Source organism: Rosettibacter primus (genome assembly GCF_036860675.1).
Classification (GTDB): domain Bacteria; phylum Bacteroidota; class Ignavibacteria; order Ignavibacteriales; family Melioribacteraceae; genus Rosettibacter; species Rosettibacter primus.
This window is the reverse complement of the sequence record NZ_JAYKGK010000005.1, coordinates 90,845-116,125: the sequence shown is the minus strand read 5'-3', so window position 1 is coordinate 116,125 and position 25,281 is coordinate 90,845. Positions and strand designations below refer to the sequence as shown.

Sequence of the window (25,281 nt, the reverse complement as noted above, 5' to 3'; positions counted from 1 at the left end):
ATGAATATTTTAATAATAGGTGGAACTGGGTTTATTAGTTCGAAAATAACAGAGCTCTTATTGAGAAAGAATTATAAAGTATCAATACTAATTAGAGGATATACAAAAAGTAATTTATTATCCGATGATAGAATTAAAGTTTTCAAGGGAGAAAGAAATGAACTTAATTTATTAAATGAGATTATCTCTCAAACAAAGTTTGATGCTGTTTATGACATGATTGCTTATGAACCAATAGATTCTAAACTTGCATACAATGTCTTTAAAGGCAAAATAGGCAGATTTATTCACTGTAGTACAGTTTCTGTTTACATGATTTCTAATGAAATAAGATGTCCAATAACAGAAGACCAAGATAAAGGAAGTATAATGCCGTATTTCCCACGCAATCCCTTTGGGATGGAATATGGAATTAATAAAAGGAAATGTGAAGAATTTCTTTGGTCTGTTCATAATGAAAAAATATTCCCTGTTACTACAATCAGACCACCTTATGTTTGTGGACCAAGAGATCCTTATAAAAGAGATTATTTCTGGATACAAAGAATCATGGATGGAAAACCTTTGCTTGTTCCTGGTAGTGGAGATTTTGCTACACAATTAGTTTTTGTAGATGACCTTGCCGATACATTTGTGAAATTATTAGAATATCCTGAAACGATAGGTAATGCATATAATGTTGCATCAGAAGAAATATTTTCACTTAATGAATATCTACAACGACTTGCTAATTTACTAAATAAAAAAATTGAAATTGTTCATGTGGAGCAAGAAATATTTGATAAGTTACCATTTAGTTTATCACATGAAGGGGATGTATTTCCTTTCAATACGAGAAGGACAGCAATTTATAGTTTACAAAAAATAAAAAAGGATGTGAATTATAAGTCAACGCCCTTTGAAACATGGATGCCTATTACAATAAATTGGTATCTTAATGAATTTAATGGTGACTCGGTTGGCTATAAAAATCGAAGAGCAGAAATAGAGTTTATTAATAGATACAAGGAAATTAAAAATAAGCTATTTCAAGGATTATTATGAAAACGAAATTAAATCTATTGTATTTTACTTTGATTTTATTTCTAATGTCGTCTATAAGCAATAGTCAGAGTATTTCATTGAGTGGTAGATGGTATATTATCAAAGATAATTCAAATTCAATAACATTGGAGAATATTGATAACACAAAAGATTGGCAAGAAATTATTGTGCCTTGCTCTTGGCATCGATTAAATAACGACTTTTTGGATTATCAGGGTGTTGTATGGTATAAAAAAAATATAAAAATTATTCTTAAAAAATATAAAAGGTATATTATAAGATTTGATGCTGTAGATTATTATTCTAAGTTATTTATTAATAGAAAATATGTAGGTGAAAATGAAGGGGGGTATTTACCTTTTGATTTTGATATTACTGAATTTCTTAAAGACGGGGAGAATGAAATACTTTTAAGAGTAACTGATCCCTCTATTGACTCATTAGGGACTGACGGTATAAGTTATTATCATATTCCTCATGGAAAACAAAATTGGTATGTACAAAATAGTGGTATATGGCAGGAGGTATATTTATTAATTAAACCTTTGAGTTTTGTGAAAAATGTTATGATAGATTCTGAATTATCTGGTAATTTTACTGCTAAAATTTTTCTTAATCATTTTTCAAAATTTCACAAACCTGTTGATTTAATTTTTCAGATTTATTCACCAGATAATAAGAAGGTCTATGAAAAAAAGTTACTTGTAAAAAATGAAAATGAATTGATAGTTAAAGGTAATATAATATCTCCATTATTATGGGAATTAAATAATCCAAATCTTTATTCTATTAAAATAAAGTTTGGTGTCGATTATTACGAAGACTATTTTGGTTTTCGTGAATTCAAGATAGTTGACAAAAAATTTTATTTAAATGATAAACCATTCTACATGATAGCTGCTCTCGATCAGGATTTTTACCCTGAGACAATTTACGAGATACCTGATGATGAATATTTGAAAGATGAGATGATTAAAGCAAAACAAATGGGATTGAACACTCTAAGATGTCATATAAAAATTCCAGATAAAAGGTATCTCAAGGCTGCTGATAAACTTGGATTACTTATTTGGTATGAAATTCCCAATTGGGATTTATTCGACGAAAATGTAAAAATTCGTGTAAGAAATACTTTTGATAGAATGTTGGAGCGTGATTGGAATCATCCATCATTGGTTATAATTTCTTTAATAAATGAAAGCTGGGGTATTGATTTATCTAAATCACCACATCGGGAATGGCTAGTTAATGAATTTAATTATGCAAAAGATAAAGCTAAGGGCAGATTAATAGTAGATAACAGTGCTTGCTGGGGTAATTTTCATTTAAAAACTGATATAAATGATTATCATACATATTGGTCAATGCCAGAAAGATATAAAGAATTTTCAAATACAATAAAAGAAGTATCTACGAGACCTAAATGGCTCTTTAGTAGTTATGGAGATTCTTATGAAACAGGTAATGAAGCATTAATAATTTCTGAATTTGGTAATTGGGGTTTACCTATATATCCTAAAGAAAAACCGTTCTGGTTCTCAAGAAAGTTTAATGATATAGATGTTGTAATGCCTGAAGGAGTTATAAAAAGATTCAATGAATTTGGATATTCAAAAATTTTTTATTCTTATAATAATTTAGCTAAAGAAACACAATGGGCACAATTTAGAGCATTAAAGTATGAAATAGAAGAAATTAGACTTAATAATGAAATTCAAGGTTATGTGATAACTGAATTTACTGATTTGAATTGGGAATGTAATGGATTATTAGATATGTGGAGGAATTTTAAAATTTATCATAAGGAATTATCTAAAATTCAAAATGCAGATTTGATAATTCCACGAACTGAAAAATTTAATTATTGGGAAGATGAAACCATTATAATTGATATTTTTCTTTCTCACTATTCTAACCTTAATTTAAGTAATTCAAAAATTATTTGGGTAACTTCCGATAATCAGAGAGGTGAAATAATTATTTCAAATATTATACCTACAAGTGTTAAAAAAGTTGGTCTTATAAAAATTACTTGTAAGGAATTTTCGGAGCCACAAAAATACTTAATTAAATTTTATCTTATAAATAATAAGGAGGAAATAATCTCAACAAATTATCATGAAATTTTTATTTATCCTCGAAGAAATATAAATGTTAGTACTAAGCTTTATATTGAACTGCCATCTTCTAAGGAAAAAGAGGTTATATTCAAGAATAATTTATCAAGTCAAGGTTATTTATTCTCGGATACAAACTCTATAATAATTACAAATACAATAAATGATAGTATTTATAAAAAGTTAAAAAATGGTAGGAAAGTAATTTGCTTAATAGATAGTTCAACTAATTTCTATAATTTACCTTTTGTTAAGATTAAAAGAGATGAATCATGGCTTGATGGGAGCTGGGTCTCAAGTTTTAGTTGGGTAAAGTCAGATGAAATTTTTAAGAAAATTAACTTTACACCCATTCAAGGTTTTGAAGCTGTTAATGTCTTTCCCAATTATATCATTTCTTCTATAAAATCAGAGAATTTTAATGATGTTTTATCAGGATTATTTATTGGGTGGATACATTTTTCGTCTCCTGTAACAGTTAAAATTCAAGTAGGTAAAGGAAACTTAATCTTAACGTCATATAAATTGTTAGATAATTATAGTATAGATCCTTATGCGACATATTTACTAGATAATATGATTCATTATATCAACTCTGAAAATTTTTTAAGTAAAATAAAATTATAAATGGAGTATTTATGAGTGATAAAAAGAAAATAATTATCGAAGAATTAGAAAAGAATAACGGGATTTTGAGATTACATCCAGCATGGGTTGCAAGAGATTTTTTACCACCGGGTAGAAGATTTGCACTCCACGAATCGCAATTTAATCTTGGTGAAAGAGGTGGTATTTGTGAAAGATGGCTTGCTTCCACAACAAAAGCAGATAATCGTATTTCAGTTCAAAATGAAGGTTTAAGCATATTAAATGTTAATTCAAAAGAAGAAATCCTTTTGAAAGAAGCTATTGAGTTATTACCTGAATTAATTTTAGGTCAAGGATATTTTAAGAATCATAAAGGATTAGGGAGGCTTGCAAAAATTTTTGATTATGAAGAAAGATTACCATTGCATATACATCAAATGGAAAAGCACGCGAAGTTAGTTGGACGAAATCCCAAAGAAGAAGCGTATTATTTCCCCGAGAATGTTCCATTGGGAAAAAGTCCCGAAACATATTTTGGTATACACCCCTACATTGCACTAGAAAAAAAATATGATTTATTACTACCCCATTTAATAGAATGGAAAGATGACTCTATTTTGCAACATTCAAGAGCTTATAAACAAATTCATAATGATGGATTTCATGTGCCCGCAGGGACATTGCATGCGCCTGGCACTGCTCTTACTATAGAATTACAAGAGGATTCTGATGTATTTGCAATGATGCAAGCAAAATGCGGAAATAAAATGATTGATAAGGAACTTCTTTTTAAAGATGTTAGAAAAGTTGATAGAGAAAAATATGGGGAAAGAATTATTATAGAAATGATAAATTGGGAAATAAGCGGTGACCCGTATTTTTATGAAAATCGACATACACCCCCAATTTTAATTACAAAAACAAATCAAGCCGAAGAGTATTGGATTTTTTATAATACTACAAAATTCAGTGGTAAAAAGTTAGTAATCAAACCAAACGGAAAATTTTTCACTAAAGAAAAAGGTATTTATAATATTTTAATTTGGAAAGGTAAAGCAAATTATGGCGGTCTAATGATTGAAGCAAATAATTATGGTTATGATGAGTTATTAATTACATATAAAACCGCTGTTGAAGGTGTTGAAATTTCAAATATAGGGAAAGAGGAAGTTATTATATTCAAGTTTTTTGGACCTGACATAAATAATGATGTTCCGTTGCTTTCAAATTATCCAAAAAAGTAAAAAAAATTAAAGGAGAGAATATGGCATCTGTAGAATTGAAAAATATATTTATGACATATGGGGAAGTTAAAATATTGGATAATTTCAATCTTAGCATAAAAGATGGAGAATTTTTAGTACTGGTTGGACCAACAGGCTGCGGTAAAACTACCACTTTAAGGATTATAGCAGGACTCGAAGAACCTCTTAGTGGTGATGTTTTCATTGGTGAGAAATGTATAACTAATGTTCCTCCAAAAGATAGGGATATAGCAATGGTATTTCAAAATTATGCTCTTTATCCCCATATGAACGTATTTGATAATATGGCATTTGGTTTAACAATAAGAAAATTACCTAAAGAAGATATTAAAAAAAGAGTATATGAAGCAGCTGAAATTCTGAATATAAAAGATATCCTTCACCGTAAGCCTAAAGAATTATCAGGTGGACAAAGACAAAGAGTGGCTCTTGGAAGGGCTATAGTAAGACAACCAAAGGTGTTTTTGTTTGATGAACCCCTTTCTAACCTTGATGCAAAATTAAGAGCTCAAATGCGCTCAGAAATTAAAAAACTTCATCAAAAACTTAGAACAACAATGGTTTATGTAACGCATGACCAAATTGAAGCAATGACCATGGGAGATAGGATAGTAGTAATGAAGGATGGTTTAATTATGCAAATGGGTACTGCTACTGAACTTTATGAGAAACCCAATAATGTTTTTGTAGCAAGCTTTATTGGGTCACCTTCTATGAACTTTTTCGAAGTGGAAGTAATAAAAAGCGAGAATATTATACTTAAAAATGATTGTTTTACTCTTAAGTTGCATGAAAATGTTGAACTTCAAAATTATTTTAATAAAAAAATCTTAATAGGTATTAGACCAGAAAATATTCAGATTACAAATGAAGAAGAAAACATTATTAAAGGTACAGTTGATGTTGTTGAATGGCTTGGTGATGAAGCTTTGGTTTATGCTTCAAATGTGAAAAATAATTTTGTATCAAAATCTTATGAGAGACACTCATTTCGAGTAGGAGATCAACTTAATTTTAAGCCTGATATTACTAAACTTCATTTCTTTGATTTAAAGACGGGAGATAGGGTAAATGCCGAAAATATATTATGAAAAACAAATATTCCCTGATTGGTGTGAACTAAGACAATATCACATTTTTATATTAAAGAATGATGATGAATTATTTTTAAAAAAATATATATATCAGAAGTCTTTATTGTTTTTATGCGAAGGCGAAATAACATTTAAGATTTCTGAGGAAAATGAAAAGAGAATAAAAAAGGGGGATATAATAGATATGAATGAAGTAGGATTTTTGAGGAATGTAAGTAATCAAACTAGCATTATCATAGTAGCGACAGGAAATTGGACTGAAATTACTAACTCTGGAATATTTACTTTGGATAACACAGAGTTTCCTAGGAACATTGGTGATTATACCTCTTATTCAAGAAATACTAACTTTGATAACCATTTTCATGATTGTGATGAATACTGGATATTCTATGAAGGGGAAGGAATAGCTGTATCGGAAGGTAATTTCTATAAATTACAAGAAGGAGTTTGTATAGCAACTAAAGCAGGGTTTCATCATGATATTCCAATTATACACCAGAGACTGAAAGGAATATATTTTGAAACTTCGTTAAAAGGTAAAAAAAGAACAGGACATCTTTGGAATCACACACATGCATATGGGGAGGCTTAAATGAAATATAATAAATTGGGTAATTCTGGTTTATTTGTATCAGAAATTTGTTTTGGTGTCATGTCATTTACAGGAGATAAGGGTTGGACTCATATTGCCCATACCAATCAAAAAGAAGCGAACTATCAGGTTGCTCTAGCAATTGATTATGGTGTTAATTTTTTTGATACTGCCGACATTTATTCAAATGGTATCTCTGAAAAAATGCTGGGAAAAGCATTAGGGAAGAAAAGAAATGATGTAATAATTGCAACAAAATTTGGATTCAGGATGAAAGAAGGACCAAATGGTGATGGATTATCAAGAAAAAGAATTATTGAAGCTTGCAATGATAGTTTAAAGAGACTTAATACAGATTACATTGATTTATATCAGATTCATTCTTACGATTTTGTTACTCCCTTAGAGGAAACCCTTAGCACCCTTAATGAACTGATAAAACAAGGGAAAGTAAGATATATAGGACTATCTAATTTTTATGCATGGCAGATTATGAAAGCCCAAGCTATATGTGAAAGAAATAGCTGGGAAAAGTTTATTTCAAATCAGGCTTTTTATACAATTTTAAGTAGGGAACTTGAATATGAACAAATTGATGTTTGTATGGATCAGGGAATTGGAATTATTGTTTGGGGACCTCTGCATGGGGGTTATTTAAGTGGGAAGTATAGAAATATTAAAAAATGGCCTAAAGGTACTCGGCTTAATTCACCAGATGATTTAAGACCTCTTGATATTAATAAGACCATAAAAGTATTTGCTGAAATGGAAAAGATATCTAAGAGTAGAAATGTAACATTTTCTCAAATTGCAATAAATTATCTTTTAAGAAAAAAGGGCATTACATCGGTTGTAATCGGAGTCAGAAATAGAAAACAGCTTATAGATAACTTAAAAGCAAGCACATGGAAACTAAATGATGAAGAAATGGAGATGCTTGATTTTGTAAGTCAACCTAGTAAACTTTATCCACAGTGGTATTTTGAAACATATAGAAGAAATCAATTAGACCGTTTAGCACATCAGTGAAACAATCAATTTATTACAAATTATAAATCAATTATCCACAAGATTTATTGTAATCTTTCTAATAGATTGTTGATAACAATTAAATGTTTTTTGTTATTAAAATTTTATTAAATACACACAATAGAATAGATTGAAAGATAGCGCAATTGTTTTGGTATTTATTCTTGCTTATTCTGAATTTGTGATATTAGAACTTAACAACAGTAACTGGTGAAGTTGAAAAAAGAGCTATGATTGCACGTGCAGTATACATAAAGAATATCACAATTTATTTAGTTATTGATAGACCATTAATAACGAAGCAATAACTAACTCAAGTTCATCAAACTAATTTATTTTATAGATGTAAGAATATAACTAAATTTCTCAAAGATGAAGCTATTGAATTTATGTGTCAGATAATACATGCAAACCCTCAAGAAATTATTTTATTAATATTTAGTCCATTCTCTAATATTGCTATGCTATTTTTATTGATGCTGAAATTCCAACATTGTTAAAAGGTTATGATATCAATGGTTGGTAATTTTGAAAGAAGAAATAAAAAATATTAATGAAATAGAATGGGATACATTATAGGATTATAATGCAATAAAAAAGTTTTTAATGCAAAATTCCATACCATCGATTGACAGGTATAAATATTAATAAAAAATTAACAATGATATCAAAAGAAGTAAATGAAAAATTTCGACATCCACTATTAATTCCAATACTAGATTTTGCTAATTAGTGGTTAAAAATTATCCCAAGTATTTACTAATACAAAACCAATTTTTAACAAATATTATACATTAGTGAAAGAGTATGATTTCTTTTTAATTAATAAATGCTTAGTTCTAGTTTTGTTATATATCATAAAAAAATTGCTCTAATAATTTGACTTGCTTAGTTCTTGTTATGAGTAGTATTAAATTAATGATTAATAAATTTTAATAAGAAAATGTTGATTCTATAATTTTGTGTTTAATATTAACTTATTAAGTGATGTTTTTACATAAAAATAATTAAATAATACCATGAATAATCAACAATTGTTGAAGAAAAATAAAAATTTAACTTTACAAAAATCAGGGGGTATTACAAAAAATAATTTAATTATCAAACAAAAAAGTAATCTTAATCTATTTTCATTATATTAAAGGAGGTAATATGAATATTAAATATAAAATCACACAAGAACAAATAGAACAGTATCAGAACGAAGGATATTTCGTTTTAGAAAATATTATATCAGAAGATCAATTAAAAGAAATCAGAGCTGAATGTGATTACTTAGTCAAGGAGCAAGAAGCTCAAATGGATAAAGAAAAAATAGATGTTCTTGGTTTAAGTAAAAGGAACAGTAGATATTTTATTTTTAATGCTTATAAGTATAGACCATATTTAGAAAAATTTATATTTTCTGAACCAATGGCAGAGATATGTAAATCTACAATAGGAAACAATGCATATTTATTTTGGGAACAATTTGTGGTAAAAGGTACAGACAAGAAAGGGGCTGAATTTACATGGCATCAAGATTCAGGTTATGTAGATGGGCCTCATAAATATTATGTAAATTGTTGGATACCATTGGATGATGTAAATGAAGAAAATGGAACTATTTATATACTCCCATACTCTATTGCAGGAACTAAAGAAAAAGTAGAACATAAACAAATTCCAAATTCAAGTGATAGGCAAGGCTATTTTGGTCCTGAGAAAGGTATTCCTATGAATGTTAAAGCTGGTTCTATAGTTGTATTTTCAAGCGTAACTTTTCACCGTTCTGGAGCAAATTATACCGACAAGATGAGAAGAGTTTGGTCTCTTCAATATTCACCCGAAATAATTTATGAGCCAGATGGCTCACTGAAGGGTTTAGATGTGCTATTTCTAAAAGATGGAGAAATTGTAAAAAATGAATTAAATAAAGTATAATTGAATATGAGTAGAAGAATTTTCCTTTTGATATTTCTGATTTTATATAAAAATGTATTTTCATTATATAATATTACTGAAAATAAAATAATTAAATATGTCAATCCTTTTATAGGTACTTCCAATAGTGGGAATACATTTCCTGGTGCTGTGGTTCCTTGGGGCATGGTTTCTGTAAGTCCTCATAATGCTCCTGGAACTCCATCAGGGTATATATATGGGGAAAAATACTTTTATGGATTCGGTCATGTTCATATCAGCGGGGCCGGTTGTTCAGATTTGGGAAGCATTATTGTGACAGTATCTAATCGTAATATTGATATACCAACCTTTGAAAATTACAAAACTATTTATTCAGAGGAATATTCAAAACCAGGTTATTATAAATTAAAATTAGACGAACAAAATGTAACAGCCGAAGTGACAGCTACTGAAAGATGTGGTATAACAAAATTTACTGCAACAAAAAATACTACATTGAGAATTATTTTTGATATTGGTAGAAGTTTGAATCTTGTAGGCGGAGGGAAAATTAAAATCGTATCAAAAAATGAAATTCAGGGATTTAATATCAGTGGTGGCTTTTGTGGGGAGCCTAATCGTCAGTCAGTCTATTTTTATGCATTTTTAAATAAAAATGCTGATTCAATTATAATATGGGATAATAATAAATATATTAAAAGAGATTCTGCTTATGTTGAGGGAGGGAATTTAGTATCAATTTTATATTATAAATTATTAAAGGGAGATAGTATTATAGTTAAAGTAGGAATTTCATACGTGAGTACTAATAATGCAAAACTTAATTTAATCGAATGCAGAGATTATTCATTTTCAGAATTAAAAAGGCAAGCAGAAGAGAAGTGGGAGGAAATGCTTTCAAGAATTTTAATTTATGATATAAATGATACTAATAAAATTAAATTCTATACTGCTTTTTATCATATGCTGATTCATCCTAATATTATCAACGATGTTAATGGTGAATATCCTTTAATGGGGAGAAGTGGTGTGGGAAAATATTTTAATAGAAACAGATATTCAATTTTTTCATTATGGGATACATATAGAACTTTGCACCCATTCCTTACTTTAATTTTTCCTGAGAGACAATCAGAGATTATTAAAACTATGATAGATATGTATAAAGAATCCGGATTTTTACCAAAATGGGAATTAGCAGGAAATGAAACTTATATGATGGTAGGAGACCCAGCTCCAATTGTAATTGCTGATTCTTATATAAAAGGAATTAGTGATATTGATATCAATACAGCTTTTGAAGCAATGTTGAAACCAACTTTATTGAAAGAGGGTCAAAAAGCATACCCAATCCGTCCAGGATATCATGATTATTTAAGATATGGTTATATACCTTTCGAACAGGATTGGAATGAAGAATGGTGGGTATGGGGCCCTGTATCCACTAGTCTTGAATATTGTTTAGCTGATTGGTCTATAGCACAGGTAGCAAAAAAATTAAATGAAAAAGAATTATACAATGAGTTTATTAGACGTTCAGAATTTTACATTAATCTTTTTGATGCTCAATCAAAATTTATGCGTCCGAGAAAAAGAGACGGTTCTTGGCTAGCTCCATTTGATTCTTTAACAAAAGAAGGTTCGGGTGATTGGCCTGGTTCTGGTGGACCAGGATATGTCGAAGGAAATGCATGGAATTATACTTGGTTTGTTCCTCATAATGTTAATGGATTAATTAAATTATTTGGAGGAGAAAAAGCTTGCGTTAGTAAGTTATTAAGATGTTTTAATGAAAATCATTTTGATATAACTAACGAACCAGATATTTCATATCCTTACTTATTTACTTTTTTTAAAGGATATGAATATTATACTTATTACTTTATTAATAGAATTATTTCCGAAAATTATGGGGTTAATGAAAAAGGATTACCTGGAAATGATGATTGTGGAACTATTTCAGGATGGTTATTATTTTCATTAATGGGATTTTATCCATTTCTACCAGCCTCGCAAGATTATGTTTTGGGAATGCCATTTTTCGATAAGATAATTATTAGACTTAATGAAAATTATTATTCTAAAAAAGAATTTATTATACAGAGCATTGGAAACAGAAAATCATTTTTAATGAAAAAGATTGAGTTGAATGGTAAATTAATACGTGACTATAAAATATCTCATAATGATTTAATTAAAGGTGGTATATTAAAATTTTATTTTGAAAATTAACCAAGGCAAACTTTTTCACATCCCATTTTTTTTAATTGACTAAGCCAGCTCAGTGCTAAATCTTTCCCTACTGTATCAAGTTTAATAAATTTATTTTCTATTCCCGCTTGTTTAGCTTTATCAAATCCCATATTATGGTATGGCATGATATGAATGCTTATTATATTAGGATATTTTTTGTGTAATTTGCAGATACCTTCAAAGTGTGAATATGTATCATTGATACTAGGAATGATAGGACAACGTAGAATTATTTTAGCACCAAGTTTATAAAGTGTGTCTAAGTTTTTAAGTATTAAGTTATTATCAACGCCAGTGTATTGTTTATGTTTTATAGCATCAGTTTCTTTATAATCGAATAAGAATAAATCTACATATTCTTTTATCTTTATATATTTATTCGTCGATGCATATCCGCTCGTGTCTAATGCTGTATGAATTGAATTTTTTTTTGCTTCAATTAAAATTGATTTTGTAAATTCGTATTGTAGCATAGGTTCACCGCCTGATATTGTAATTCCACCACCAGAATTTTTATAATAATCCACATCTCTCAAAATAATATTAATTATCTCTGACGTTTTAATATATCTGCCAATTATTTTTAATGCATTATTTGGGCAAGAATCTACACAATATTTAGCAAGATTACATTTATGATAGTATACATTATGGACTCCATTAATCTGATAGTGAGCACTAGAAGGACAAACTCTAATACATTCAAAGCAATTTTTACATTTTTCAGAGTTGAAAGATAGCTGAGGTTTACGACTAATTGCTTCGGGATTATGGCACCAAATGCAATATAAGGGACATCCCTTTAAAAATATTGTTGTCCTTATTCCTGGTCCATCATGAATCGAAAACCGTTGTATATCTACGATTATACCTTGACTATCTTGTGAGTATTTGCTCATTGGCTAATATAAAGTTCTACTTAAGATATCCTTTTGAACTTCTTTTGATAACTCAACAAATCTTGCTGTAAATCCTCCCACTCTTACAAAGATATGTCTATATTTTTCAGGTTCTACAAGAGCTTTTTCCAGATCACCACGATTAACTACTGTAATCATAGCTTGAGTGCCACCTTTCTGAAAATAAGTATTAAGTAATGATTTTATGACCTCCCTTTTTTCAAAAAATAATTCTGGGCTAAATTTCATATTTTGGACAGCACCTGCGTGGATACTTGGGTCAGGTTTTACAATTGAATTAAGCATTGCAGTTACCCCTTCTCTATCATATCCACCTGATGGAGCATTTCCATTATTCATATGTTCATAAGCCAACCTGCCATCAGCAGAAGCTGAAGTTGATTTCCCCATTAAAGTATTTGCACTGTTATTTATGATTACTACGAGATAAGAATGTAGACCGACTTCTTTAGCTTTATTTCTAACATAATTACAAACATGATTATGAACCTTTAAAAGCATTGAATCTGCTTCTTCATTATCATTACCGTATTTAGGAAGAGCTATAAGTTTTTTTCTTAATGCTTCATAACCAACAAAATTTGAATCAAGAGCTGTTAATAATTCATCTTGAGTTATTTCTTTGTCTTCATAGACCATTTTCTTAATTGCTAACAAGCTATCTGCAGTATTTGTATTTCCATAAGTTTCAATTGTTCCCCCTAAGTATCTAATACCACCAGAAAATATTCCTTTCCCTCTTTCCAAGCAATCATCATATAACATACTTAATAATAGAAATGGGGCTTGTTCTCCTGCAATTTTATATTCTAATACTTCCTGTTCTGCCAAAAGATCAACAAAAAATTCCACCTGTTTTTTGTAAGCATTCCATAAATCATCAAACGTTTTGAAATCATTGAATTCACCTAATTGTAACCCAATAACTTTCTTTGTCAATGGATCTACACCATTATGTAATGTTACTTCGAGTGCTTTTAATAAATTTATAACACCACTTGGTGTTCCAAAACTTTGATGTTCTAAAATGTATTCGCCACATCCATATGGAACATATTGTTCAGCTTCCTTTTCAGTAAAATTAAAAGCTCTCATAATTGCAGGGATATTAACATCGTCATTATAAAGAATAGGAAATGTTCTTCCTTCTCCAATAACATCGAGTGCCTTTTCGTAAACTTTTGGGTTCATCCCATGATAAATTCTTAGAGATAGTTGTGGTTCAATTTCTTTTATAGTTCTCGTAGCTTCTAATGCTAGTAAAGAAAATTTATCTGCATTTTCTTCGTTTGGTCTCCCTTTTCCTCCAATGATAACACGATTATGAACAATAGTATGTCTATCTGCCATGAGTAGCCATAAAGACTGAAGTAGTTTTAATGCTTTTTCTTCTGATAGAGCACCAGCATTTAAGTCATTCACGTAAAAATCACCCAAATAAACATCCATTCTTCCATAATTTCTCACATCTGCTACAAGCGTATATAACCAGAAGAGTTGAATTGCTTCTCTGAAAGTCCTTGGTTTTACAATTGTAATTGAATACAGAACATTTGCCATTTCATGTAATTCATTCTTTCTTTCCTCATTAATTTCGATTTTTGCTTTTTCCTCTGCTTGATTTTTATAATACATGCAAACATCTACCAAAACATTAAGGGCTAATTTCATCCCCTCGTAGAATTTTATGTCTCCATTATTTTCTTCAGCGATGTTTTTGTACCTTTCAATTTCTTGATAAAGGCCTGGAATTCCTAAACTAAGTAATTTTTTAAAATTAGGAGTACCCCCTGTTAATCTATAAAGTGGAAATGCAATTCCCGATGTGTTCATCCAATCGTCAGAGAAAAGATATTTGGCCATTATAGGTGGATAAGCTCTTCTAAGCTTTTCTGAGGTGTCCTCATTTTTCCAGAAGTTCATCATTTCAATAATCTTTTCTTTATCTTCTTGGGTAAAATTATTTTCCGTTAAGTCCTTCTCAATTTCTTCGAACTGACAATAGTATCCAAAAGCTGTAGGGCCCCATTCATCTGGACTAAATCCTACTTTGCCATGTTTAATTCTACCGGCAAATAAATCATTATCTTGAATTTCTAAGAAATAGTCAGGATACTCTGCTTTTAAGCACATTGCTTCTCTGATTGCAGGATGTTCATTATAATATTTTTTATATGTTTCTGTAAATTTTAATTCAGTATTATATTTTGAATTTTTCATGTTGATTGATTTTTAATTATTTACTCGTTTATTTTGCAATGCATAACTACATTAAATAACTAATATAATCTTGTTTTAAGTTGATTGAATAATTGTATTATATTGATATTTAAGCCAATTATGAAAGAAAAAAAAATAAAATCTGTAAAACTTTATTCTGAAGAATTAATGGATCCTGTGACAGAAGTGCATTATGCATTTCATAGTTCACTTAAGCATATAACAACTAAACATTATCATAATTTTTATGAAATATTCTTAGTAGTTGAGGGAGAAGTAATTCATGTAATTAACAATAATTCTCAAAGATTAACAGAGGGGACTTTAGTTTTTATAAGACCCAATGATATACACTATTATAAAAAAAGTAATTACCATAAATGTAAAATTATTAATCTTGCATTTAAAGAATCATTGCTAAAAGAATTAATTAATTACTTATCAGAAGGTTTTCCGGCTGCATCATTATTAAAAAGCGATATGCCCGCGCAGATAATTCTAACAAAACAAGATAAAGAAATCTTAGTGAATAAATTACAAGAATTGAATGTGATTTCGAGGCAGGATAAAAAAATTATTAAAACAAGATTACGAATTCTTTTATTTGATATATTTACAAAATATTTTATAAATAATATTCATGATGGTAAGAACCTTCCAAGGTGGTTAGAAGAACTTATAAATGAAATTCAAAAGAGAGAAAATTTTATTATAGGTATAAAAAAACTTTTTGAGTTAAGCCCATATACTAAAGAACATTTAATAAGAATGTTCAAAAAGTACTTGAATAAAACACCAACTGAATTTATAAATGAATTAAAACTTAACTATGCTGCAAATTTACTATCTAATACTGATGAAAGTATTATAACAATTTCTATGGAAGCTGGTTTCGAAAATTTAAGTCATTTTTATCACATCTTTAAAAAACATTATAATACTTCACCGGCTAAATTCAGACAACAACATCAAAAGGTTTCAATCCCTTCCAAATAAATTTTATAGCAAAAATTTTCATGAAAATTTGTAAAATGAAATTAAATGATAAGTTATATATTCAAATAAATGGGCATTCTATTTTTTTTAATTTTATATCTTGGATAAGATTGTTACTAAAAAATCTTTGTTACTGAAAACAATAATATTTAATTATAAACTAAGATTAACAATTGATAGGTTTAAGTAAATAATTATTATTAATTCTCCATACTAGAACTTAAGTTATTTGACAAGTTAAACTTAAAAAATATTTACTATTTCTCTATTGGTAATGCTTGTCGAAAGAAATTTAATTTTGTTCTTATTGTTTTATAAAATCTAACGGATTACTTTATTTTTTTAAAAATAATGAAGAAAATTTTACAAAGTTTTTAAAAAAATTGTTGATAGAAAAGCCCGACAAAAATCAATTTTTAATAAAAACACCTGTTTTTTCTTTTATTTTCTAAATAAAAAGAGTAATTGAGTGTTTCCGTTTCTTGGTGAAAAATTAAAGAAACACTAATAAACGTTATTAAAACGTTACGATAACAAAAAACATTAAAAACTATTTATAGCAGGGTTATAGTTTTAAGCTAAAATTTCGTTTTTATAAATGCTGAAGGTAAAGTAAGAAGTAACCTTAAAGCCAAGAATTTTACCAAGTTCGAAAATATTTAATGTATTTTTAATTTTGTTTGTCAATAACTTCTTGAGGTATGTTAATTTCATTGAGTTTTTGAATTGCAGAAAGAACGTCATTAAAATTTGTATGTGTGTAAATCATAGTTGTTTTAATGTCAGAGTGACCTAAAATTTGTTGAATTATTGGAATGGGTACACCAATGCATGCTAAATTACTTGCAGTACTATGACGAATACTGTGAAAGGAATAATTTTCGTCATATCCATTAGCTCTCAGCAATTTTTTGAATCTTTTAGAAATATAATCTGTAGTAAAAGGAAATGAATTTGATTTACAAAAAACATAAGAAGAATTGTGAGACATTGATTTTAATTCCTCTAAGATAGATAGAGCAACGTCATTAAGTGGAACTTTTCTTACCTTTCTTGATTTAGTTTGAAAATTTTCATTGCCAACAGAGATATATTTCCCCTTAAGATTAACATCTTGCCATTTTAAGTTTGCTATTTCACCTAATCTTAAACCTGTATAAAAATCGAATAAGAAGAGCAATCTTAATTTCCTATTTTTTTCATTTGAGATGAGGGATATGAAAGAATGATTATCAAAAAATTTTTTTTCATTAACTTGTTGTTTTGGAAGTTTAACTTCTGTAAAAGGATTTTTAGAAATAAAATTCCAGTGGACAAATTTTTGGAACATTGCTTTTAATGTTCTGAAATAAACTCGATAACCTTTGGGAGCTTTTTTCATTAGTTCGATTATAAAATTGTCTATGAATAGTGAGTTAACATCATTAAGATTTACATTGCCACGATAAGTCAGAAAATGTTTAGCTGAAATTTTGATATTTCTAATGCTTGCAGAAGAAAGATTATATTCTGCCCAGCGTAAATAATCATTAAAAGCTTCTTCAAATGATTTTGAATTCAACTTATTTGATTCAAGCAAAAATTTACTAAGAATAATCTTCAACTCTTCTATTGGTGTATTGACATTTTTCATAAGCAATGTTTCTAAGAGTTAGAGTTTTAATTTGATTGTTTACGAGAATTATTTTTTAATATTTCTGACATCAGTAATAAATTAGATTTTTTTTGATAAATCCTTCTTTTTATTTACAGTTTGTATCATAGAGTAATACTATCAGTGGTTCACATTATTAGTTCTATAAAATTTCTTAATAAAGTATAAAGACTTTAGTGATTGTTTTATGTATAAATTTGTCACAGAATGGACTTGATTATTGTGGGGTATAAAGTTGTGAAAGGTAAGTGTTATTAAATTCTTGAATAGATTATGAGGGTAATAAGTTTGTTAATACTTAATAAATGAGCATTACAGTTTAGGAAATTGATAGACTTTTAGACCCCTAACTATACCTATTGTAATAAGTGTAACTATAAGAATAATTCCAAAGTTTTTTCGCAATATTAATTTTAAGATGATATTAAAAATAACCGAAAAATTGAAAATGCTTATTCAAGTTTGTTTAATAATAAAAATGCATTTTTTGTTAATATTGTCATAAAACAGATTCCAGATTAGAAACTTGAAAGAATATTTTGATTAATTTTAAAAATGCTACACACTTTTAATTTAGGTATAGTTTTACAGGGATATTTTTTGCTAATGAAACAAACATAGGTTCATTTTTTTTATTGGTGCTGACTAATTCAACAGCATCGATTAAATTTTCTTTTGATATATGTGCATAGATTAAAGTTGTTTGTATACTGCTATGACCAAGCAATTCTTTTATAACTGAAAGAGGAGCTCCCTTTTGATGTAATAATGATGCAAAAGAATGTCTTAGGGTGTGAAAGTGATATTTATCAGATAACTTAGCACATCGCACTGCTTTCTTGAATTTTTTACTTACAAAATCTGGATTCAATTTAACACCATAAATTCTATAAAAAAGTAAATCCTTGTTACTTAATGCTTTCTTTTTCATTTTATATAAAATTTCGTATAGAGTAGTATTGATAGGAATTATTCTATCCTTTTTATTTTTTGTGATGAATGATTTAGAATTACTTATCGTAATTATTCTTTCTTCGAGATTAATATTTTCCCATGTGAGAGAAAGAATTTCATTGAGTCTTGCTCCAGTATGAAAAGCAAATTGGAATAAATTTTTTAGATATTGTTCTTTAGTTACACTGCAAATTTTTTCTAATTCGTTTTCATTGATATAGGCAGGAAGTTTTTTTATGCTCTTAGGTAATTTAATTTTTTTGAAAACATTATCTTCCAGATATCCCCAGTTAATAGCTTTGTTAAAAGCACTTTTCAAAGTTCTTAAGTAAAGTCTTGCCGAATGTTCAGCTTTATGATAAACAGAAGTAAGGAAATTATCTACAAGATTAACAGTGATATCAGTAAGTAAAATATCTTTACCTAAAAATTGACGAAACATTTTAAAGGAAAGCTTAACAGATTTTTCGACATAACTTTTGGAGTGAGTTTTGGAAATGTAATTAATATACTCTTCTTCGAAATCAAATAAAGTTTTAGGTAAAAATTTTTTTTGATTGATTAATTCTTTGAAATGAGTTAAGAAGCGGAGAGCCTCAGATTTAATTTTGGTACCAGTGCTTTTAGAAGTTCGTTTTCCATTTTGGTAGTAGATAATTTGCCAGTAAGGAGAGTTTTTAGTTTTAGTGAGATAAAAATTTTTAATCATAAACACCTCCACAAAATTTTATCTCACTAAGCATTTAATGAGTGGCGGGATAAAACGGACAGGATATCGAAAAGTTCGTAAAAAAGTTCGTAAAAAAATATGTCTAAATACAGCCAATCAGCGGGACAATTTAAATTTAGAGAAAATAAAAAACCTCATTTTTTGCTCAAAAATGAGGTTTTTTTGAGCTGGCGAAGGGATTTGAACCCCCGACCTGCTGATTACAAGTCAGCTGCTCTACCAGCTGAGCTACGCCAGCTTTTAAAATTTTGTGCGCAAATCTACTAATATTTTATATTTCATTGCAACTATTATTTATTTTTAGAACACAAATTTTATTTTTTATGCTTACTCAAAAAGAACTGAAATATTACGCTTCACTCCTACAGAAAAAATATAGACAGGAATACCATAAATTTCTTGTCGAAGGCATTACTTTAATCCAAGAAGCAATTAACTCAAATTATAAATGTGAAATTATTATATCATCTTATATTTATGCACAAAAAAATAATGATGTATTAAATCAATTAAAAAATAAAAATCTTAGAACAGAAATAATAAATCAAAATCTTTTTGAAAAATTGTGTGATACAAAAACACCACAAGGAATAATAGGAGTATTTCATTTCCCTGAAAACAATCTGAACCAAAAAGAAAATATTATTAAAGAAAAATTAATTGTCGCTCTTGAAAATATATCTGACCCCGGAAATCTTGGAACGATATTGCGTAATTGTGATTGGTTTGGATTTAATAATATTTTACTTAGTCCTGACTGCGCTGAAGTTTTTAATCCCAAAGTTATAAGAGCCTCTGCTGGTTCTTTATTTCATGTGAATTTTTATGAGGCAGAAAATTTTTATGATACATTGAACGATTTAAAAAAATCTGGATATAAAATTTGTTGTACAGATTTGGATGGTAAGAGTATTTATGAATTAAAACTTTCTGAAAAATCTATCGTTACTTTTTCAAGTGAAGCACATGGACCATCAAACAATTTATTGCAAGTTTCAGACTTAAAAATTACAATTCCGCGTTTTGGTAATGCAGAATCACTTAATGTGGCTTCTGCTTCCGCTGTTGTTTTATCTGAACTGTCAAAGAAAGTAAGAGATAATTGATTAATCAAAAAATTCCCATGCAACACCAAATCTTATCCCGCGTTCCTGCTTTGGATAATATGGGACTATGAAATATTTCCGGTTCAATAAGTTTTCGAATACAAAATATATAATTGCATTTTTCTGAATTTGTCCTGCAATAAATATATCTACTTGAAATTCTGAGTGATACTCATTTGTAAGTAATTGTGGAACACTCCTGATATTTGGAGAAATAAACCACAAATATGGTGTAGTAATGCTTTTCTCAAAATCGATTAGTAAATCATTTCTTTTTCCAATTGAAAAATAGTTCAAACCAATTTTTAAATTCAGATTTGAGTTGAAGAGAATATCCTGATAATAAATTCCACCTGATAAAGTGAATTCAGGTAAAGCCTGCTTTTTTCTATTGGTTTCTGAGAAGTAATAGCTTGTATTTGTGTTTAAAATTATCTTCCAAATTTTTGCTTCGAAGGAAAGATTAATCCCCTGCAGATATAAATTATCTGTTTTGAAATAAAATGCATAATCATTAAGAAGAGTGTTGTTTTGAATTAAAGCAGCAATGTATTTATTAAGTGCAGCAGAATAAAAATAACCAAAATTGATTTTCAATGGATTGATTGTAATAATTGATTTAATTTCTGCAACAGTATTGATTTGTTTTTTCTCTGTTATGGATTGATCGGTTTCGAATAAAGTAGTAGCTTTTTGAAATCTTGAAACTCCGGCATATATTTTTACTTTGTCATTGTGTATGAATGAAATATCGCCACCAAACCCAATAAAAGATTTTTCATTACGTTTCAAATATTTTCCGTATAAAGAAATCTGAGCAATTTTATCTGGTAAAAAAGAAGTCAACAAGATTGACGAAGAAAATGAATTCAAAGATTTATTATTAATTAATATTGGCGTGGAAAGTTCATTGTTCTCAAATTCATTAATAAAATTAATGTGAAATGCGGAAAAATATAAATCATGTTTTAATCTAATTCCAATTGTTTTATATTCATTGTTGTGAAATATTTTTTCGGCATTGCTTTGAAAATTTATTCCTGTTGTATCGTTTTGTCTGAATTCATTTAATCCTGTTTGATAATAAATAGAAAAATCAGTTAAAGAGTTTTTATTAAATTCTCCTGTTAATCTTAAAGCAAAATTATGTGTGGTTATTTTTTGATATCTGTTATAAAATTTCACTGGTGCAAGGATATTGTTATAAAGAACTTCTTCGAATTGTTCTTCGGGAAATGAATTTAAAATTGAATCTGCATTAACACCGCCATTTAATTGAGTGTTGGATTTAGAATAACGGTAATTGCCGCTGAGAGTTAAATTATTTGATAATGCATAGCTGATTCTTAAACTTGCAAGCCATAGACTGTAATCTGTATTTCTATAAAATGGATTTACACTTTGATTTGTTATTTCAGAAAAAATATTTAGTCTTTTACCAAAGTTAGAGGAAAAAATTCCATCAATCATTCCTTCCTCGTTAGGTGCCTGGTAAAATTTTATTCGTGTGTAAGGTTTTGAAGAAGAAATATATTTCGAAATTAAATTGACAGAAGCAGAGTTATTGTAATTATTATAAAGAAAACCTCGCGGCAGTGTAATAATTTCAACTGAATCAATACTTTCTGACTGAAATAAATACAAATCATATGTGTTGAATAATCGATTATTTAAAGTAATTCCATCAGATAAAAAAGAAATGTTATTATATCCACATCCATAAAATAAAATTTCGTTTGGTTGACCAAGTGAACCTAAATCTCTTAAAAATCCAAAAGGAATATTTGTAAAGAAATTTCCTGCATATCGGTAGTCAGTAAAATTTAATTCATCTTTTTTTATGATGGTTTTCAAAATTGAATGAGTTAATAAATTAGGAACATTTAGCGGGATAATTTTTGATGTATCACTTTTTACTAAAGTTGTATCTTCGGATAAAATTTTATTATCAAGTGATGTTAAAACTTTTGAAAAATTAATTCTATCGATGCCTTGTGAATAAAGAAAGGAAGAAAGAAAAATTATTGCGACAATAAATTTATACATGGGTTCAAAAAATTTTTTTACTAAAATAGATTTAATTGCAATACAATGAAAGAAGAATTTTGAATTATTATCATGTCATTTCATAATCATAAATTGAGAAGAAAAAAGTTTGAATAAAATTATTGATTAATATTTATGAATTATTATTTATAAATTGTTAAATAAAATATATAAAATTGTTTGTTTTAAAATGAAAAAGTATTAAATTTCGAGCGAATTAACTTCCATAAATTAAGGAGTTACATAATGGCAATGACAAAAAGCCAGATTCTTGATTACATGGCAAAAAAAACTGGAATTACAAAAAAGCAAGCTAATTTATTTTTAAGTGAGTTTGTAAAACTTGCTTACAAAGAAGCAAAAAAATCATTTACAATTCCGGGCTTAGGAAAATTGGTTTTAGTAGAAAGAAAAGCAAGACAGGGACGTAATCCTAAGACTGGAGAAGTTATTACAATTCCAGCAAAAAAAGTTGTGAAGTTTAGAGTTGCTAAACAAGCTAAAGATGCAATCTTAGTTTATAAAGCATAAGAGAAAGCCCATCATCTGGTGGGCTTTTTTCTTTGAACATTTTTCATTAATTCGTTGTAAAGTTTTTCAGGAATATTTTGAAGAATACGGGTAAGAAGTTTTTGAAAATTGCCCACATGTGAATAAAAGCCAATTACTGTACCGTTACTTTTATCGTGAATATAGATTGGTCTTGTTGGATACCCGCTAAAAATGCCACCACTTAATTTATCAATGTTTCTAAAATCAATTTCAATTTTCTTTTTGCTTAAGAAAAAATCTTTACATATCAGTTTGTTATTTGAAATGGTAATTTCGAATGGAAATAATTTATATGTTTTGAAAAAATATTTGTTCAAGTAGAAAATTATTGCACTATTAATAATTGCGGGTATTATGAAAAAAATTTTTTCACTTATATAGTAAATTGATGAAATTAAGTGAACAGACAACATTAAAGTTGCGATAATATTTCCATATCGATAAATAATTTTTGCAAAGAAAGAATACTTAAATGTTTCCATAGATTAACTAATCTTTATTTTAAAGTTATAAAATTATTAATAAATATTTTTTGCAATAAAGATAAATTGCAAGCAATGTTTAACAAACTAAAGGCATAATAATTTTATTTAATAAATTAACATAAAATTAATTCGTAAACTTTTGTTATTTTGAAATCGAAAAATCATATTAATTCCGATGAAATTACCAAGATTGAAATATGGAAGAAGATTAAGAGCTTCCGATTATATTTATAATTTTTTTGCAACGATTACCGGTCTTACAATTTTCAACTTAGAATTTTTTAAGCAGGTTTTTATTCCACCTTATGAAATATCAGAAATTAAAAAACACATGGATGAATTAGGAGTAAAAACTTTTGGAATTGTTAGTGTTACAGGTTTGATTATCGGATTAGTATTAGCAATGCAAAGTCAACCAGTTATGCAAAGATTTGGAGCATCCGACTTTTTACCAGGCATGGTTGCTTTATCTGTAGTTAGAGAATTAGGACCCGTAATTACTGCATTAATATTTGCTGGAAGAGTTAGTTCGGGAATTGGGGCAGAACTCGGTTCGATGAGAGTAACAGAACAAATTGATGCAATGGAAGTTTCTGCTGTTAATCCTTTCAAATTCCTTGTAGTTACTCGTGTAATAGCAACTACAATGATTTTACCTTTACTAACAATTTATGTAATTGTTATTGCTATCTTTGGCGGATTCATTGCAATTATTATAACTGAAAGTATGAGTTTTCAATATTATATTGATTCTGTTATTCGCTCTATTGAGTTTGGTGATTTTATTCCTGGCGTAGCAAAAACCTTTGTGTTTGGTTATATAGTTGGAATAGTTGGTTCATACAAAGGTTTTACTACAGAAGGAGGAACAGAAGGTGTTGGAAGAGCATCAACAACTTCTGTTGTTCTCTCATCATTATTAATTCTTATTTTTGATATGATATTAGTAAAAATTTCGTTATGGTTATGGCCGACTCTCGGATAATAATTGTAGAAAATTTAACCAAGCGCTTTGGTGAAATAACAGTTCTCGATAACATTTCCTTTAATGTTAATCGAGCAGAAAATTTAGTTGTATTTGGAAGAAGTGGTCAGGGAAAAAGTGTTTTGTTAAAATGTATCATTGGACTTATGACTCCTGACGAAGGAAATATTTTTATTAATGGTCAGAATATTAGAAATCTTTCTATTCATGAATTGAATAAACTTAGAAAAAATATTGGATTTCTTTTTCAAAGTTCTGCTTTATATGATTCTATGACTGTTAAAGAGAATTTAGCATTTCCTTTGAAAAGACATTTTCCTGAAATGACAGAAAAAGAAATTGATGAAAAAGTAAAATATACTCTCGAATTAGTTTCGCTCGAAGAAGCAATTGATAAAATGCCTTCAGAATTATCTGGGGGTATGAGAAAAAGAATTGGTCTTGCACGCTCAATTATTACAGACCCTCAAATAATGCTTTATGATGAGCCTACTACTGGATTGGATCCGATAACAACAAAAGAAATTAGTGACTTAATTCTTACACTTCAAAAAAAATTAAATATGACTTCTATAGTTGTTACACATGATTTAATATGTGCAGAGATTATTGCCGATAGAGCAATTTTCCTTAAAGATGGAAAAATTGCTTATGAAGGAAGTATTCAGGAATTTACAAACTCAAACGACCCATTCTTGAAAAACTTTTTTAGTCATGAATTTATAAAAGTTTAGTGAGGTGTA

General features: G+C 28.3%; 19 protein-coding genes and 1 tRNA gene. 13 read left to right on the top strand and 7 right to left on the bottom strand.

The features are described 5' to 3' along the window. The 8 genes from VJY32_RS08135 (at position 1) to VJY32_RS08100 (ending at position 11,869) form a co-directional block, all read left to right on the top strand. Positions 1-1,044, top strand: coding sequence for an NAD-dependent epimerase/dehydratase family protein (locus VJY32_RS08135; RefSeq protein ID WP_353677413.1), 1,044 nt, complete (start codon positions 1-3; stop codon positions 1,042-1,044). Beyond that, on the top strand, positions 1,041-3,788 hold the full coding sequence (locus VJY32_RS08130) for a glycoside hydrolase family 2 protein (protein WP_353677412.1): 2,748 nt from the start codon (positions 1,041-1,043) through the stop codon (positions 3,786-3,788). The genes VJY32_RS08135 and VJY32_RS08130 overlap by 4 nt, the downstream gene beginning before the upstream one ends. Positions 3,789-3,799: 11 nt before the next feature. Beyond that, on the top strand, positions 3,800-4,993 hold the full coding sequence (locus VJY32_RS08125) for a hypothetical protein (protein ID WP_353677411.1): 1,194 nt from the start codon (positions 3,800-3,802) through the stop codon (positions 4,991-4,993). Between the two features lie 20 nt (positions 4,994-5,013). Continuing rightward, entirely contained in the window at positions 5,014-6,105 is a 1,092-nt protein-coding gene (locus VJY32_RS08120; RefSeq protein ID WP_353677410.1) for an ABC transporter ATP-binding protein, read from the top strand. Continuing rightward, positions 6,086-6,703, top strand: coding sequence for a hypothetical protein (locus tag VJY32_RS08115; protein ID WP_353677409.1), 618 nt, complete (start codon positions 6,086-6,088; stop codon positions 6,701-6,703). Before VJY32_RS08120 ends, VJY32_RS08115 begins: the two co-directional genes overlap by 20 nt. Next, positions 6,704-7,732 carry an aldo/keto reductase gene (locus tag VJY32_RS08110; protein ID WP_353677408.1) on the top strand — a complete coding sequence of 343 codons (1,029 nt, stop codon included), beginning with the start codon at positions 6,704-6,706 and terminating at the stop codon, positions 7,730-7,732. It abuts the gene before it with no gap. A 1,152-nt stretch (positions 7,733-8,884) separates the two neighbouring features. Then, positions 8,885-9,655 carry a phytanoyl-CoA dioxygenase family protein gene (locus tag VJY32_RS08105; RefSeq protein ID WP_353677407.1) on the top strand — a complete coding sequence of 257 codons (771 nt, stop codon included), beginning with the start codon at positions 8,885-8,887 and terminating at the stop codon, positions 9,653-9,655. A 6-nt stretch (positions 9,656-9,661) separates the two neighbouring features. Beyond that, entirely contained in the window at positions 9,662-11,869 is a 2,208-nt protein-coding gene (locus VJY32_RS08100; RefSeq protein ID WP_353677406.1) for a GH92 family glycosyl hydrolase, read from the top strand. Here VJY32_RS08100 and VJY32_RS08095 read toward each other — a convergent pair. Beyond that, complete coding sequence (locus tag VJY32_RS08095) at positions 11,866-12,789, bottom strand: glycyl-radical enzyme activating protein (RefSeq protein ID WP_353677405.1); 924 nt, start codon at positions 12,787-12,789, stop codon at positions 11,866-11,868. The genes VJY32_RS08100 and VJY32_RS08095 overlap by 4 nt on opposite strands. A gap of 3 nt (positions 12,790-12,792) precedes the next feature. Then, positions 12,793-15,030, bottom strand: a complete 2,238-nt coding sequence (locus VJY32_RS08090) for a pyruvate formate lyase family protein (protein WP_353677404.1) — start codon at positions 15,028-15,030, stop codon at positions 12,793-12,795. Positions 15,031-15,150: 120 nt separating this feature from the next. Here VJY32_RS08090 and VJY32_RS08085 point away from each other — a divergent pair, with 120 nt between their 5' ends. Beyond that, positions 15,151-16,026, top strand: coding sequence for an AraC family transcriptional regulator (locus tag VJY32_RS08085; protein ID WP_353677403.1), 876 nt, complete (start codon positions 15,151-15,153; stop codon positions 16,024-16,026). Between the two features lie 670 nt (positions 16,027-16,696). On the opposite strand, the gene VJY32_RS08080 is transcribed toward VJY32_RS08085, so the two are convergent. The 3 genes from VJY32_RS08080 to VJY32_RS08070 all read right to left on the bottom strand — a co-directional run bounded on the left by VJY32_RS08080 (position 16,697) and on the right by VJY32_RS08070 (position 19,602). Further along, positions 16,697-17,659 (bottom strand): tyrosine-type recombinase/integrase, encoded by a 963-nt coding sequence (locus VJY32_RS08080; protein ID WP_353677402.1) that lies wholly within the window; start codon positions 17,657-17,659, stop codon positions 16,697-16,699. Between the two features lie 589 nt (positions 17,660-18,248). Further along, the gene (locus VJY32_RS08075) at positions 18,249-19,343 is read right to left on the bottom strand and encodes a tyrosine-type recombinase/integrase (protein ID WP_353677401.1); all 1,095 of its coding nucleotides are present in this window, start codon (positions 19,341-19,343) and stop codon (positions 18,249-18,251) included. A gap of 186 nt (positions 19,344-19,529) precedes the next feature. Next, positions 19,530-19,602, bottom strand: a tRNA-Thr gene (locus tag VJY32_RS08070). An 85-nt stretch (positions 19,603-19,687) separates the two neighbouring features. On the opposite strand from VJY32_RS08070, the gene VJY32_RS08065 reads away from it, so the two are divergent. Beyond that, the gene (locus VJY32_RS08065; RefSeq protein WP_353677400.1) at positions 19,688-20,470 is read left to right on the top strand and encodes a TrmH family RNA methyltransferase; all 783 of its coding nucleotides are present in this window, start codon (positions 19,688-19,690) and stop codon (positions 20,468-20,470) included. On the opposite strand, the gene VJY32_RS08060 is transcribed toward VJY32_RS08065, so the two are convergent. Continuing rightward, positions 20,471-22,516, bottom strand: a complete 2,046-nt coding sequence (locus tag VJY32_RS08060; RefSeq protein ID WP_353677399.1) for a putative porin — start codon at positions 22,514-22,516, stop codon at positions 20,471-20,473. 246 nt (positions 22,517-22,762) lie between these two features. Here VJY32_RS08060 and VJY32_RS08055 point away from each other — a divergent pair, with 246 nt between their 5' ends. After that, a complete protein-coding gene (locus tag VJY32_RS08055; RefSeq protein ID WP_353677398.1) occupies positions 22,763-23,047 on the top strand; it encodes an HU family DNA-binding protein in 285 nt (94 codons plus the stop codon). An 11-nt stretch (positions 23,048-23,058) separates the two neighbouring features. On the opposite strand, the gene VJY32_RS08050 is transcribed toward VJY32_RS08055, so the two are convergent. Continuing rightward, the gene (locus tag VJY32_RS08050; RefSeq protein ID WP_353677397.1) at positions 23,059-23,550 is read right to left on the bottom strand and encodes a hypothetical protein; all 492 of its coding nucleotides are present in this window, start codon (positions 23,548-23,550) and stop codon (positions 23,059-23,061) included. A gap of 178 nt (positions 23,551-23,728) precedes the next feature. Between VJY32_RS08050 and VJY32_RS08045 the strand changes: the two genes are divergently transcribed. Together VJY32_RS08045 and VJY32_RS08040 are read left to right on the top strand one after the other, a co-directional pair. Further along, positions 23,729-24,538, top strand: coding sequence for an MlaE family ABC transporter permease (locus VJY32_RS08045; protein ID WP_353677396.1), 810 nt, complete (start codon positions 23,729-23,731; stop codon positions 24,536-24,538). Continuing rightward, complete coding sequence (locus VJY32_RS08040; protein WP_353677395.1) at positions 24,520-25,272, top strand: ABC transporter ATP-binding protein; 753 nt, start codon at positions 24,520-24,522, stop codon at positions 25,270-25,272. Before VJY32_RS08045 ends, VJY32_RS08040 begins: the two co-directional genes overlap by 19 nt. Positions 25,273-25,281 lie beyond the last annotated feature (9 nt).

What these genes read in the sequence shown, in the direction of transcription:
- VJY32_RS08095 (WP_353677405.1), bottom strand. Translation starts at nt 12,789, where the DNA reads ATGAGCAAATACTCACAAGATAGTCAAGGTATAATCGTAGATATACAA.
- VJY32_RS08045 (WP_353677396.1), top strand. Translation starts at nt 23,729, where the DNA reads ATGAAATTACCAAGATTGAAATATGGAAGAAGATTAAGAGCTTCCGAT.
- VJY32_RS08055 (WP_353677398.1), top strand. Translation starts at nt 22,763, where the DNA reads ATGGCAATGACAAAAAGCCAGATTCTTGATTACATGGCAAAAAAAACT.
- VJY32_RS08120 (WP_353677410.1), top strand. Translation starts at nt 5,014, where the DNA reads ATGGCATCTGTAGAATTGAAAAATATATTTATGACATATGGGGAAGTT.
- VJY32_RS08100 (WP_353677406.1), top strand. Translation starts at nt 9,662, where the DNA reads ATGAGTAGAAGAATTTTCCTTTTGATATTTCTGATTTTATATAAAAAT.
- VJY32_RS08080 (WP_353677402.1), bottom strand. Translation starts at nt 17,659, where the DNA reads ATGAAAAATGTCAATACACCAATAGAAGAGTTGAAGATTATTCTTAGT.
- VJY32_RS08040 (WP_353677395.1), top strand. Translation starts at nt 24,520, where the DNA reads ATGGCCGACTCTCGGATAATAATTGTAGAAAATTTAACCAAGCGCTTT.
- VJY32_RS08085 (WP_353677403.1), top strand. Translation starts at nt 15,151, where the DNA reads ATGAAAGAAAAAAAAATAAAATCTGTAAAACTTTATTCTGAAGAATTA.
- VJY32_RS08060 (WP_353677399.1), bottom strand. Translation starts at nt 22,516, where the DNA reads ATGTATAAATTTATTGTCGCAATAATTTTTCTTTCTTCCTTTCTTTAT.
- VJY32_RS08050 (WP_353677397.1), bottom strand. Translation starts at nt 23,550, where the DNA reads ATGGAAACATTTAAGTATTCTTTCTTTGCAAAAATTATTTATCGATAT.
- VJY32_RS08125 (WP_353677411.1), top strand. Translation starts at nt 3,800, where the DNA reads ATGAGTGATAAAAAGAAAATAATTATCGAAGAATTAGAAAAGAATAAC.
- VJY32_RS08065 (WP_353677400.1), top strand. Translation starts at nt 19,688, where the DNA reads ATGCTTACTCAAAAAGAACTGAAATATTACGCTTCACTCCTACAGAAA.
- VJY32_RS08110 (WP_353677408.1), top strand. Translation starts at nt 6,704, where the DNA reads ATGAAATATAATAAATTGGGTAATTCTGGTTTATTTGTATCAGAAATT.
- VJY32_RS08135 (WP_353677413.1), top strand. Translation starts at nt 1, where the DNA reads ATGAATATTTTAATAATAGGTGGAACTGGGTTTATTAGTTCGAAAATA.
- VJY32_RS08130 (WP_353677412.1), top strand. Translation starts at nt 1,041, where the DNA reads ATGAAAACGAAATTAAATCTATTGTATTTTACTTTGATTTTATTTCTA.
- VJY32_RS08115 (WP_353677409.1), top strand. Translation starts at nt 6,086, where the DNA reads ATGCCGAAAATATATTATGAAAAACAAATATTCCCTGATTGGTGTGAA.
- VJY32_RS08075 (WP_353677401.1), bottom strand. Translation starts at nt 19,343, where the DNA reads ATGATTAAAAATTTTTATCTCACTAAAACTAAAAACTCTCCTTACTGG.
- VJY32_RS08090 (WP_353677404.1), bottom strand. Translation starts at nt 15,030, where the DNA reads ATGAAAAATTCAAAATATAATACTGAATTAAAATTTACAGAAACATAT.
- VJY32_RS08105 (WP_353677407.1), top strand. Translation starts at nt 8,885, where the DNA reads ATGAATATTAAATATAAAATCACACAAGAACAAATAGAACAGTATCAG.